At 73.7% G+C, this 12,120-nt stretch carries 12 protein-coding genes; 5 read left to right on the plus strand and 7 right to left on the minus strand.

Going from position 1 to position 12,120, the window contains the following annotated elements; genetic code table 11:
* Nucleotides 1-57 precede the first annotated feature (57 nt).
* From DEU31_RS12625 to DEU31_RS12640, 4 genes are all read right to left on the minus strand, one after another.
* A complete protein-coding gene (locus tag DEU31_RS12625) occupies nt 58-1,398 on the minus strand; it encodes a D-arabinono-1,4-lactone oxidase (protein ID WP_133677424.1) in 1,341 nt (446 codons plus the stop codon).
* Between the two features lie 48 nt (nt 1,399-1,446).
* The gene (locus DEU31_RS12630) at nt 1,447-2,649 is read right to left on the minus strand and encodes an alanine racemase (RefSeq protein ID WP_133677425.1); all 1,203 of its coding nucleotides are present in this window, start codon (nt 2,647-2,649) and stop codon (nt 1,447-1,449) included.
* Between the two features lie 10 nt (nt 2,650-2,659).
* Nucleotides 2,660-3,574 carry a hypothetical protein gene (locus DEU31_RS12635; RefSeq protein WP_133677426.1) on the minus strand — a complete coding sequence of 305 codons (915 nt, stop codon included), beginning with the start codon at nt 3,572-3,574 and terminating at the stop codon, nt 2,660-2,662.
* An 89-nt stretch (nt 3,575-3,663) separates the two neighbouring features.
* Entirely contained in the window at nt 3,664-4,290 is a 627-nt protein-coding gene (locus tag DEU31_RS12640) for a GNAT family protein (protein WP_010551065.1), read from the minus strand.
* Nucleotides 4,291-4,476: 186 nt separating this feature from the next.
* On the opposite strand from DEU31_RS12640, the gene DEU31_RS12645 reads away from it, so the two are divergent.
* The 5 genes from DEU31_RS12645 (at nt 4,477) to DEU31_RS12665 (ending at nt 7,912) form a co-directional block, all read left to right on the plus strand.
* Nucleotides 4,477-5,139: a 5-formyltetrahydrofolate cyclo-ligase gene (locus tag DEU31_RS12645; RefSeq protein WP_010551064.1), complete on the plus strand. Its 663-nt coding sequence runs from the start codon at nt 4,477-4,479 to the stop codon at nt 5,137-5,139.
* Nucleotides 5,140-5,211: 72 nt separating this feature from the next.
* Nucleotides 5,212-5,547, plus strand: a complete 336-nt coding sequence (locus tag DEU31_RS12650) for an FmdB family zinc ribbon protein (protein WP_133677427.1) — start codon at nt 5,212-5,214, stop codon at nt 5,545-5,547.
* Nucleotides 5,548-5,627: 80 nt separating this feature from the next.
* Nucleotides 5,628-6,260 carry an SAF domain-containing protein gene (locus DEU31_RS12655; protein ID WP_133677428.1) on the plus strand — a complete coding sequence of 211 codons (633 nt, stop codon included), beginning with the start codon at nt 5,628-5,630 and terminating at the stop codon, nt 6,258-6,260.
* Nucleotides 6,261-6,320: 60 nt separating this feature from the next.
* Nucleotides 6,321-6,743, plus strand: coding sequence for a large conductance mechanosensitive channel protein MscL (gene mscL, locus DEU31_RS12660; protein ID WP_010551061.1), 423 nt, complete (start codon nt 6,321-6,323; stop codon nt 6,741-6,743).
* A gap of 269 nt (nt 6,744-7,012) precedes the next feature.
* Nucleotides 7,013-7,912, plus strand: coding sequence for an A/G-specific adenine glycosylase (locus DEU31_RS12665; RefSeq protein WP_133677553.1), 900 nt, complete (start codon nt 7,013-7,015; stop codon nt 7,910-7,912).
* Nucleotides 7,913-7,949: 37 nt separating this feature from the next.
* On the opposite strand, the gene DEU31_RS12670 is transcribed toward DEU31_RS12665, so the two are convergent.
* From DEU31_RS12670 to DEU31_RS12680, 3 genes are all read right to left on the minus strand, one after another.
* A complete protein-coding gene (locus DEU31_RS12670; protein WP_010551059.1) occupies nt 7,950-8,471 on the minus strand; it encodes an amino-acid N-acetyltransferase in 522 nt (173 codons plus the stop codon).
* Nucleotides 8,468-9,310, minus strand: a complete 843-nt coding sequence (locus DEU31_RS12675) for a VTT domain-containing protein (RefSeq protein WP_133677429.1) — start codon at nt 9,308-9,310, stop codon at nt 8,468-8,470. Before DEU31_RS12675 ends, DEU31_RS12670 begins: the two co-directional genes overlap by 4 nt.
* A 171-nt stretch (nt 9,311-9,481) precedes the next feature.
* On the minus strand, nt 9,482-12,070 hold the full coding sequence (locus DEU31_RS12680; protein WP_010551057.1) for an ATP-dependent Clp protease ATP-binding subunit: 2,589 nt from the start codon (nt 12,068-12,070) through the stop codon (nt 9,482-9,484).
* Between the last annotated feature and the right edge of the window lie 50 nt (nt 12,071-12,120).

A 12,120-nucleotide genomic window follows, 5' to 3' on the forward strand; every position in this document is an offset into this window, starting at 1 on the left:
CGGCCCGGAGCACGGACGCCTCCCCTTCCTCGACCGGCCCTCCACGGCATCGCCGGGTCATGCCCCGAGAAGATGGCGCAGCGCAGGCGTCATGAGCTGGCCGTCCGGGTCCGCGGCGCGGCGCACGGCGCGGAAGTCCTCGAAGCGCGGGTAGAGCCGGGAGAGCTCGCGGGCGCCCAGCCAGTGCATCTTGCCCCAGTGGGGCCTCGCCCCGAAGTCGGCGAGGGTTCGCTGGACGAGCAGCAGGTAGGGCCCGGCCTCCTCGCGGTGGTACCGGTGCGCGGCGATGTACACGGTCTCCCGCTCGAACGCCGTGGAGAGCCAGACGTCGTCGGCCGCGGCCCGGCGAATCTCGAGGGGGAAAGTGACGCGCACGTCCTCGGCCGTGAAGCGGGCGCGCAGCGCCGTGAGCGCCGCCTCGAGGTGCTCGGCCGGCAGCGCCCACTCCGACTCGTGGAAGCGCACGCGGCGCGGTGCGGCGTACACCGCGGCGGAGTCGTCGACGGTGCGCGGCCCTGCGAAGACGTGGGAGGCGATCTCGGCGACGGGCCTCGACAGCGGCGGGGCGAGGGCGGCGGCGCGGCACAGCATCTCCCAGGCGCCGTTGCCGAGCACCTCGCGCTGCAGCAGCTCGGCGGCGCGCGAGGGCCGCTGCCGGGACGCGTCGGCCGGGAGACGGCGCATGGTGCGCACGGTCGCGCGGTCGGTGCGGGGGAACCAGAAGATCTCGTGGTGGTCCTCGCTCTCGCAGGTCGCGAGGAACTCGCCGGCCGCCTCGTCGAGGGGCCGGGTGGTCTCGACCATCTCGAGCCGGTAGGCGGGCACGCACTGCAGGGTCACCTCGAGGATCACCCCGATCGTGCCGAGGCCGAGCCGTGCCGCCTCGAAGAGGTCCTGGTCCCGGGCCGGCGAGGTGTCGAGGACGGAGCCGTCGGGCAGGGCGATCCGCAGTGCGCGCACCGTGCCCGCGAAGCCGGTGTAGCGCGCGCCGGTGCCGTGGGTGCCGGTCTGGATCGCGCCGGCGATCGACTGCCGGTCGATGTCCCCCATCGTCTCCAGCGCCAGGCCGTGCGGGGCGAGGAGCTCGGCGACCGTCCAGAGCCGGGTGCCGCCGCGCAGGGTCACCAGGCCGGTCGCGGGATCGGCGCGGACCAGACCCTGATAGCCGTCGAGGGTGAGGAGCAGCCCGTCGGTCGCCACCAGCGGGGAGAAGGAGTGGCCGCCGCCGAGCACGCGCAGCGGGAGACCGCGGGAGCGTGCCTCCCGGAGCGCGGCGGTGACCTCGTCCTCGCTGGTGGGGGCGAGGATCTCGTGCGGGGTGAAGCGGACCGCGCCGGACCAGTTGCGGCGCGGTCGGGGGCGGTCGGTGCGCGGGCGGCGGCTCGGGCTCGTCGTCATCGACGGCTCCTTCCGGGACAGGGGCGGCAGGGCGCTGCGGGCCGGGGGTCAGAGGAAGGTCCGGCCCTCGCCGCGGTAGGTGGGCATCGGGTCCAGGACCTGCTCGCCCTGGACGGGCAGGTAGTGGGAGAAGTGCTCGGCGGGCTCGCCCGACTTGGCGTGCCGCAGCCACACCGTGTCGCCGACGCGCAGGTCCTCGGCGGCGGGTCCGATCACGGGGGTCTGCACCTCGCCGGCCGCCTCCTGCGGAGCGAAGGCGAGTCCGGGCGGATGGGCGATGGTGGGCAGGCGGTCCGTGCCGGGCGGGCCGGAGGCGATCCACCCGCCGCCGAGCACGGTCGCGACGCCCTGGGCGGGGCGGCGCACGACGGAGGTGCCCAGCCACAGCGCGGGCTGCGGGGTGAAGCCGCGGTAATGGTCGAAGAGGCCCGGCCCGATCAGTCCCGAGCCGGCCGCAACCTCGGTGACGGCCTCCTCGGCGGCGCTGGACTCGAGCGAGCCGGTGCCGCCGGCGTTGACGAACTCGAGCGGGGCGAGCGCCCGGACGGCGGCGACCACCTCGGCGCGGCGTGCGGCGATCTCGGGGCGGGACAGGCGCTTCATCGCGCGGACCGCGGCGCCGTAGGGGGTGGGGGCGGCGTCGGTGACCCCGGCGATGTGGCCCTCGTAGGCCATCAGGCCCACCAGCCGGAGCCGGGGCCGGGCGAGCACCGCGCGGGCGAGGTCGACGGCCTGGCCCGCCGTACGCACCGGCGAGCGCAGGGCGCCGAAGCGGATCCCGGGCAGCGGGGCAAAGGAGACGTCGAGCTCGAGCGCCACGCGGATCCTGCGTCCGCCCGTGCGGGGAGGGAGGTCGGCGGTGGCGTCGAGGATCAGGTCCAGCTGCGCGGTCTCGTCGACCATGAGCGTGATCGCGCCCAACGCCTCGGGCGAGGCGGCGAGGCGGCGCAGCGCCCCGCGCTCCGCGGTCGGATAGGCGACCAGCACGTCCCGTGCCCCGTGGGCGACGAGCCACAGGGCCTCGGGGAGGGTGAAGGCGAGGATCCCGGCGATGCCGGGGCGGGCGAGGAGCCGGTCGAGCAGCCCCCGCACCCGCAGCGACTTCGAGGCGATGCGCACCGGGGTGCCGCCGGCGCGGCGGAGGAGGTCGTCGGCATTGGCGTCGACGGCGTCGAGGTCGAGGACCGCGAGGGGCCGCTCGGACCATCCCGCCCGGGCCAGCAGTCCGTCGAGCCCTGCGAGGTCGCGCACCGGGTCCGCCTCAGGCGCGGCGGCGGGCGAGGATCTCGTCGAGGTGGAGGTCCTGGGCGGGGGCGAAGCTCTCCTCGACCGCCTCCGCCTCCTCGACGTGGGCGCGCTCCAGCGGCACGGACTCCGGGAGCATGCTGCGGCGGTGGGCGGCGTGACGGCTGGCGAGGTCGTCGACCTCGCCGCGCAGGGCGTAGGTGGGCCGCGGCACCGGGCGGGGCGTCCACTCCCCCGGCCGCGTGACCTGCTCGGCCGCGCGCTCCGAGGCGGTCTCGAGCACGGACGCGGAGGCGGTCTCGGCCTCCGCGGACGCGGCGGGGTGCTGCGCGGCGGAGACGGCCGACGGGGCGGACAGCTCGCGCCCGGCGCTCGCTGGCGCCTGCTCGGCGCGTCGAGGCGCGGTCTCGGCCTCGGCCCGCTCCTGACGGGCGCGGGTCGCGGCGCGGGTGAGGCGGGCCCGACGCTCCAGCTCGGCACGGCGCAGCCCCACCAGGAACACGCCGAGCACGACCGCGCCGAGGACCGGCGGCCACCAGGGCAGCACGTTCGCGACCGCGCCGACGACCAGCGCGGCGGTGAGGACGATCAGCCCGATCAGCACCCCGCGCATGAGACGGCGCGAGCGTCCGCGCTCCTCGCCGAGGTCGACGCGGGTGCCGGGGTCGGTGTCGAAGCGGGGCCGACGGGTCGGATCGGCGGGACGCATGAGCAGGCGGTCCTGGGGCATGGGGGTGGTCACCTCGGCAGACGAGCGGCGGGCGTGGACGGCCTCGGAGAGATCCCGGGCCTGGGGCGTCATCCCGGCCTCGTCCGCGGCGCGGGCGCGGCCCATCACCTCGCGACGGGCCGCGGTGCGCGGCAGCGCGTACACCAGCCACAGCAGCAGCAGGCCGCCGAAGAGGACGGCACCGAGATTGATCGACTCCACACCGCCACAGTAATGACACCGATGTGATTCGCCTGGTCACGGAACGGGCGTGTCGGCGAGCAATTCCGTGCGCCGTGCCACCGCGGGGCTCAGCCGGTCGGTGCGGGGCTCGGATGCTCGCGCTGCAGGCGGCGCAGGACCCCGTAGCCGGCGTGGTCGGTCGCGACCTCCTCGGCGGTCAGCGCGAAGACGAGGTGGTCGCGCCAGCCGCCGTCGACGTGGATCGCCGCGCGACGCATCCCCTCGGGGCGCAGGTTCAGCTTCTGGACCACGCGCAGGCTCGGCGCGTTCTCGGGCCGCACGGTCACCTCGACCCGGTGCAGGCCCAGCTCGGCGAAGAGGTGGTCGATCACCAGCGCCGCCGCGCGCGGCGCCAGTCCGCGGCCGGCCATCTCCCGGTCCACCCAGTAGCCGAGCACCGCCGAACGCACCGCCCCGTACTGGATGGGGCCCGCGGTGATCTGCCCGATCACCCGTCCGCCGACGACCATCGCGAGCGGGAGGGAGGTCCCCAGCCGCGCCTGCTCGTCGGCCCAGCGGCGCAGGGTGCGGAAGTCCGCGGGCCCGCGCTCGCTCAGCGGGTCCGTCGCGTCCCACGGCCGCAGCCAGTCGGCGCTGCGGGCGCGCAGCCGCTCGAAGTCTCCGCGGTCGCGCCGTCGCAGCGGGCGCAGCGTCAGCTCCCCATCGCGCAGGACCAGGGGCCACACGTGAACCATCGCGTCATCGTAGACGTCCCACGGACTCGCCTGCGCGTTCTCCCGCCGTGTGCGACTCTGGGCCGTGGACGCCCGGCCTCGGCCGATGCGCCGCAGCCCGGGGCCTCCCACCCCCGGGTCGGCGCGCCGGGCGGCGAGCGGGCGCCTGCGCAGTTGCAGAGCGCGCAGCAGGAGAAGGAGGCACTCGTGGACGAGCAGCTCGTGGACAAGCAGTCGGAGAAGAAGGCGCTGCGCACGACGCTGCGCGCGGACCGGCGTGCCGTGTACGGCGAGGACCCCGGCCGGCGCTCCCGCGAGGCGGAGGCGATCCTCGCGCATGCCGCGGGGATCGTCGCGGACATCGAGGCGCTGGCCGCACGTCGCGAGGAGGCCGGGGACCCGGCCCCTCGCGTCGCCGCCTTCCATCCCACCCCGACGGAGGCCGACGTGATGCCGCTGGCCTCCGCCCTCGCCGCGCGGGGCGCGGAGCTCGTGTTCCCCGCCGCCGCCGGGCCGGAGCTCGAGTGGATCCGCTGGGACGGCCATTCCGCCTTCGCCGACTCCCCCGGCCGCGGCTTCGGGAAGGAGCCCCGGGGCGAGCGGCTCGGGCCCGATGCGCTCTCCGAGGCGGTGCTCGTGCTCGCCCCCGCGCTCTCCGTGGACCGCTCCGGCACCCGGATCGGGCACGGCGCCGGCTACTACGACAGGGCGCTGACCACCCTTCCGGCCGAGGCGCGGGTGGTGGTCGTGATCCATCCGCACGAGCTGCTCGCGGCCGGGACGCTCCCCCGCGAGGAGCACGACGTGCCGATCCGCGAGGTGCTGACGGCCGACGGGATCGTCTCGCTGGTCACCTCCGATCCCGCCTGAGCGCCGCGCGGTCGTAGACTTCCTGCGGCCGCCCGTGCGCGGCCCGCACATCGACCATCCCGGAGGACCCGCGTGCCCACGTACGTCTATGCCTGCAAGAACTGCGGACATCGTTTCGAGCAGTACCAGAGCTTCAGCGAGGACTCGCTGACCACCTGCCCCGAGTGCGCGCAGGAAGCCCTGCGGAAGGTCTTCGACTCGGTGGGCATCGTCTTCAAGGGATCGGGCTTCTACTCGACGGACTCGGCGACCTCGGGCGCCTCCACCGTGGGCGGGGGCTCCTCTTCCGACGGGGTGGGCGGCTCCGCCTCGTCCTCGGAGGGATCGGCCCCCTCGTCCTCGGCCGGCCCCTCCTCGGGCGGGTCCTCGGCGGGCTCCGCCTCGCAGCCCGCCGCCGCGGCCTCCTGACCTCTCCTCCCCACCGCCCCGCCGTCCACTGCGGGGCGCGATCCCTCGCGCCGTCGCGGAGGCGGCCCTAGCGTCGGGGCATGCTCACTCGACTGCTCCCTCACCTGCCGACATGGCGCCGGGCCCTGCGCCGTCGGCGCCGCACCCTGGCCGTGCTCGTCGTGGCCGCCGCCGCGGTGCTGCTGGTGCCCTCGCTCGTGCCGGGCTCGGTGACGGGGACGGAGGTGGTGGTCGCCGCCGAGGACCTGCCGACCGGCACCGCCCTGGAGGCGGAGCAGATGCGCACCGTCGAGGTCGCGAGCTCGCTGGTGCCCTCCGGTGCCGCGACCGCGGTGGAGGACCTCGTGGGCGAGCGCCTCGCCGCCCCGGTCGCCGCGGACGGCCCGATCCTCTCCGGGGATCTCCTCGCCACCGGCGAGGACCCCCTCCCCGAGGGGACGGCGCTGCTGGCCGTCCCCGTGCCGGAGGTGCTGCTGCCGCATCTCCGATCGGGGACGCGGATCGAGCTGCTGATGAGCGATCCCGTGGACGGGTCCGCGACCCGCATCCCCGCGGAGATCCGTTCCCTCTCCGCCGCCGCGACGAGCCCGGGAGCGCTCAGCACAGGGACCGATACCGGTGTCCAGGCGCTTGTCCTCGTGGACCGGCAGCGGTCCGGAGAAGTCGCTCACGCTCTCGGTACGTCGAACGTCACGGTGTCCGTGATCCGCTAGAGTCCGAGCGGGCCGTGACTTCGGTTCTCCCTCATCCCCCATCTTGAGAAGGAACTCCCCATGAAGGGCTTCAAGGACTTCGTCATGCAGGGCAACGTCATCGACCTCGCGGTCGGTGTCGTGATCGGCGGCGCGTTCACCGCGCTGGTCACCGCCTTCGTCGACAACCTCATCAACCCGGTCGTCGCCGCCGCGGGCGGCGCGGACAGCGTCGAGGGCTTCGGCTTCAAGATCTTCGAGAACAACGAGGCGACCTTCATCAACTTCGGTGCGGTGATCTCCGCGATCATCACCTTCCTGATCACCGCAGCCGTCGTCTACTTCGTCTTCGTGATGCCGATGACCAAGGCCCGCGAGGCGGCCAACCGTCGCAAGGGCGTCGAGGAGGAGGTCGAGGCGGCTCCCGAGGACATCGTGCTCCTCTCCGAGATCCGCGACCTGCTCAAGACCCAGAACCCCCAGGGCGGCAACCCCCAGGTCTGATCCACCCCGGCGCGGCATCGCCCGCGCACCCCACGACGGGGGCGGCACCGTGCGGTGCCGCCCCCGTCGCCGTTCCCGGGGTGGACGTCGTTACCCGGGCGGGCCCCGCGCGCGAGACCGGTGCCCGCCCCGGCGCCGGGGCGGGATGCGATACCGTCCCCCGGGTGACCCGCTCCCCCACCGCCCCGAAGGGCACCACCCGCCCCGGGGCGCCCGCCGTCCCGGGCACGGAGGACGTGGCCGCTGCGGCCGGTCCCGCTCTCGAGGCGATGATCGAGGCGACGATCGCCTGGTACGCGGAGACCGCCCGCGACCTCCCCTGGCGCTCTCCCGACGCGACGCCCTGGGGGATCCTCGTCTCCGAGGTGATGCTGCAGCAGACCCCCGTGGTGCGGGTGCTGCCGCGCTGGCTGGAGTGGATGCAGCGCTGGCCCGAACCGGCCGACCTCGCCGATGCCCCGACCTCCGAGGTGCTGCGCGCCTGGGATCGGCTCGGCTATCCGCGACGCGCGCTGCGTCTGCAGGAGTGCGCGCGCGAGATCGTGCGCGCGCACGGGGGCGTGGTCCCGCGCGGCGAGGAGCGGCTGCGGTCGCTGCCCGGGATCGGCGAGTACACCGCCGCCGCGGTCACCGCCTTCGCCCACCACGACCGCGCCGTGGTCGTGGACACCAACATCCGGCGCGTCCTCGCCCGCGCCGTCCGCGGCAGGGCGCTGTCGGACCGCTCCTACTCCGCCGCCGAACGGGCGCTCGCCACGCACACGCTGCCCGCGGAGCGTGAGCGGTCGGTGGCGTGGAACCAGGCCGTGATGGAGCTCGGCGCGCTGGTGTGCACTGCGCGGACGCCCCGCTGCGCCCAGTGCCCCCTCGCGAGGGTCGGCTGCGCGTGGGTCGCCGCGGGCCGCCCCGACCCCGAGGAGGACACGCGACGCCGTCAGTCCTTCGAGGGGACGGACCGGCAGATGCGCGGTCGGATCATGGCGCTGCTGCGCGAGCAGGGCGCGGCCGGTCCTGCGATGCTCGCAGCGCTGGATCCCGAGGATCCGGTGCGGGTGGAGCGCTGCGTGCGCTCCCTGCTGGCCGACGGGCTCGCAGCGGTGGCGGAGGAGGCGGGAGGGGCCGCCGCGGCGGGCGACGCCGGCGCGCTCCCCGGCCTGCGTCTGCCCTGAGGCACCGCGCAAGCCCTGAAGCACGGCGCCGACGGGCTCAGGCGCTCCGGTCGAGCTGCTTGATCATGCGGGTGTTGCCCAGGGTGTTGGGCTTGACCCGGGCGAGGTCCAGGAACTCCGCGATCCCCTCGTCCGGGGAGCGCAGCAGCTGGCTGTAGATCTCCGGGTCGACCGTCTCGGCCATCTCCTCGAAGCCGTGCCGTGCGAAGAACTCGACCTCGAAGGTCAGGCAGAACACGCGCTCGAGGCCGAGCTGCACGGCCCGGTCCAGCAGCGCCTCGAGCATCCGGTGGCCGAGGCCCGTGCCGCGCACCGTGTCGGACACGGCGAGGGTGCGCACCTCCGCGAGGTCCTCCCACATCACGTGCAGGGCGCCGCACCCCACCACCGTGCCGTCCTCGTCGACCGCGACGAGGAACTCCTGGACGGCCTCGTAGTAGGAGACGAGGTCCTTGCCCAGCAGGATCCCGGTATGGGTCATCGGCTCGACGATCGCGTTGATGGCGCGGACGTCGGCCGGGAGCGCGGGACGGATCTGCGCGGCGGTGCCTGAGGTCATGCGGGGCTGTCCTCTCCGTGGACGGTGGTGGCGGCGTCGGCCTCGGCGTCCGCGCCGGGGCCGGTGCCGACGGCGGAGCCGGCGCCGACGGCGGAGCCGGCGCCGACGGCGGAACCGGTGCCGACGCCTGTGCCGGTCTCGACGGCGGAGCCGGCCTCTGCGTCGGCCTCGGCGTCGCGACGCTCGGCATCGCGGCGCTCGGCGCGACGGTCGAGCCAGCGGTGCACGGCCGCGATGATCCGCTCGACCACCAGTGCCATCACGATCGCGGCGACGAGCGCCACGGTGATCGCGAGCAGGTGGTTGTTCTCGAACCAGGCGCCGGCGACCGCGCCGATCGCGCAGGAGTACACCGCCCACACGAAGGTGGACAGCAGCGAGCGGGGCCAGAACAGGCGGTGCGGGTAGTGCACGGCGCCCGCGACGAGGTTCACGGCGGTGCGACCGAAGGGGATGTAGCGGGCCGTCATGAGGAAGACCAGGGCCCGCTTGCGCAGCCCGTTCTCCGCGGCCTCGACCGCGCGTCGACCCTTGCCCCCGCGCAGGAAGCGGAAGCGCTCCCAGCCGATCTTATTGCCCAGGAGATAGCCGAGGTTGTCCCCGGTGAAGGCGCCGGCCCAGGCCGCCAGCCCGATCAGGATGATCGAGGGTCTTCCGGAGCTCGACCACAGCGAGGACAGGGACACGATCGTCGACTCGCTGGGGACGGTCGGGAAGAAGCCGTCCAGGGCGGCGAAGGCGTAGACGACGAGGTGGACCCACCAGGCGTCGCCGATCTGGAGGATCCAGTCCTCCAGGACGCCGGTCAGCGAGAGGAGACGATCGAGCAGCTCTCCCATGGGTCCTTCCGGTCAGGGGTCCCGCGGCCCCATGGGGGCCGCTGCGCTCCGGGACGTGATCCCGTGACCGGTGATCCCGGTCCGGGAGTGCTCCGCGCTCCGGCGAGCGACCGGAGGCGGGATCGGTCACGGCCCGGCTCCCGCGGACGGGGGCCGGGCCGTGGCCCGAGCTCAGGAGGTGCTGGCCTCCGCGCTGTCGGGCGTGCTGTCGGCGCCGTCCGCGCCGTCCGCGTGGGTGACGTCCTCGGCGCGGGCCTGGGTCATCGACTCCACGTCGACCACATCGGAGATCGGCTCGAGGGAGCCGTCCTCGCCGCGGCGGGCGAAGGTGAGATCGCCCAGCAGGCCCTCGCCCTCGGCGTCGACCACGATCTGGTCGCCGACCTGGACCTGGCCGAACAGGATCCGCTCGGAGAGGGAGTCCTCGATGTCGCGCTGGATGGTGCGGCGCAGCGGCCGCGCGCCCAGCACGGGGTCGTAGCCCTTCTCGGCCAGCAGATCCTTCGCCGGCTGCGTGAGCTCGAGCGTCATGTCGCGGTCCTGCAGGCGACGCGAGAGCTTCGCGACCTCGAGATCGACGATCTGGATGATCTCGGTCCTGGACAGCTGCGGGAAGACCACCACGTCGTCGACGCGGTTGAGGAACTCGGGCTTGAAGTGCTGCTTGAGCTCCTCGTGGACCTTCGACTTCATCCGCTCGTAGTCGGTGGAGAGGTCGCCGCCCGCGGTGAAGCCCATGGAGACGCCCTTGGCGATGTCCCGGGTGCCGAGGTTGGTGGTCATGATGATGATGGTGTTCTTGAAGTCCACCACGCGGCCCTGGGAGTCGGTCAGGCGGCCGTCCTCCAGGATCTGCAGCAGCGAGTTGAAGATGTCCACGTGGGCCTTCTCCACCTCGTCGAACAGCACGACGGAGAACGGCTTGCGGCGCACCTTCTCGGTGAGCTGGCCGCCCTCGTCGTAGCCGACGTAGCCGGGGGGCGAGCCGAACAGGCGCGAGGCGGTGTGCTTCTCGCCGAACTCCGACATGTCCAGCTGGATGAGCGCTTCCTCGTCGCCGAAGAGGAACTCGGCCAGGGCCTTGGCCAGCTCCGTCTTGCCGACGCCGGTGGGCCCGGCGAAGATGAACGAGCCGCCGGGGCGCTTGGGATCCTTCAGGCCCGCACGGGTGCGGCGGATCGCCCGGGAGATGGCCTTGATGGCCTCGTCCTGCCCGATGACGCGCTTGTGCAGCTCGTCCTCCATGTTCAGCAGGCGCGAGGACTCCTCCTCGGTGAGCTTCACGATCGGGATGCCGGTGGAGGCGGCGAGGACCTCGGCGATGACCTCCTCGGAGACGGTGGTCACCGCGTCGGACTCGCCGTGGCGCCAGGCCTTCTCCTTCTCGTCCCGCTCGGACTTGAGCTTCTGCTCCTCGTCGCGGAGGTTCGCGGCGAGCTCGAAGTCCTGCCCGTCGATCGCCTCCTCCTTCTTCTTCCGCGCCTCCTCGATGCGGGAGTCGAACTCCTTGAGCTCCGGCGGCGCGGTCAGGCGGCGGATGCGCAGCCGGGCACCGGCCTCGTCGATCAGGTCGATCGCCTTGTCCGGCAGGAAGCGGTCGTTGACGTAGCGGTCGGCGAGGTTCGCCGCGGCGACGAGGGCGGAGTCGGTGATGGTCACCTTGTGGTGCGCCTCGTAGCGGTCGCGCAGGCCCTTGAGGATCTCGACGGTGTGCGCGACCGAGGGCTCGTCGACCTGGATCGGCTGGAAGCGGCGCTCGAGCGCGGCGTCCTTCTCGATGTGCTTGCGGTACTCCTCGAGGGTGGTCGCACCGATGGTCTGCAGCTCGCCGCGGGCCAGCATGGGCTTGAGGATGCTGGCGGCGTCGATCGCGCCCTCGGCGGCACCGGCCCCGACGAGGGTGTGGATCTCGTCGATGAACAGGATGATGTCGCCGCGGGTGCGGATCTCCTTGAGCACCTTCTTCAGGCGCTCCTCGAAGTCGCCGCGGTAGCGGGAGCCCGCGACCAGGGAGCCGAGGTCGAGGGTGTAGAGCTGCTTGTCCTTGAGCGTCTCGGGGACGTCCCCGGCGACGATCGACTGGGCGAGGCCCTCCACGACGGCGCTCTTTCCGACGCCGGGCTCGCCGATCAGGACGGGGTTGTTCTTGGTGCGGCGGCTGAGCACCTGCATGACCCGCTCGGCCTCGCTCTCGCGCCCGATGACCGGGTCGAGCTTGCCGTCGCGGGCGGCCTGGGTGAGGTTGCGGCCGAACTGGTCCAGCACGAGCGAGCCCGAGGGCTGGCCCTCGGAGGGGCCGCCGGCGTTGGCCGGCTCCTTGCCCTGGTAGCCGGAGAGGCGCTCGATGACCTCCTGGCGCACGGCCGACGGCTCGGCCTTGAGGCGGGAGAGCACCTTGACGGCGGTGCCCTCGCCCTCGCGCAGCAGGCCGAGCAGGATGTGCTCGGTGCCGATGTAGTTGTGGCCGAGCTGGAGCGCCTCGCGCAGGCTCAGCTCGAGCACCTTCTTGGCGCGCGGGGTGAAGGGGATGTGGCCCGAGGGGGTCTGGTTGCCCTCGCCGATGATGTCCCGGACCTGCTCGCGCACGGCGTCGAGCGTCACGCCGAGGGCCTCGAGCGCCTTCGCGCCGACGCCCTCGTTCTCGTGGATCAGGCCCAGCAGGATGTGCTCGGTGCCGATGTAGTTGTGGTTGAGCAGGCGGGCCTCGTCCTGCGCCAGGACGACGACGCGACGCGCCCGGTCGGTGAACCGTTCGAACATGGTCCTCCCCCATTCGGTGGTGGTGATGGATCGAGAGTACGCGGATCGGG

The organism is Brachybacterium sp. AG952, assembly GCF_004362645.1.
Lineage (GTDB): Bacteria > Actinomycetota > Actinomycetes > Actinomycetales > Dermabacteraceae > Brachybacterium > Brachybacterium conglomeratum.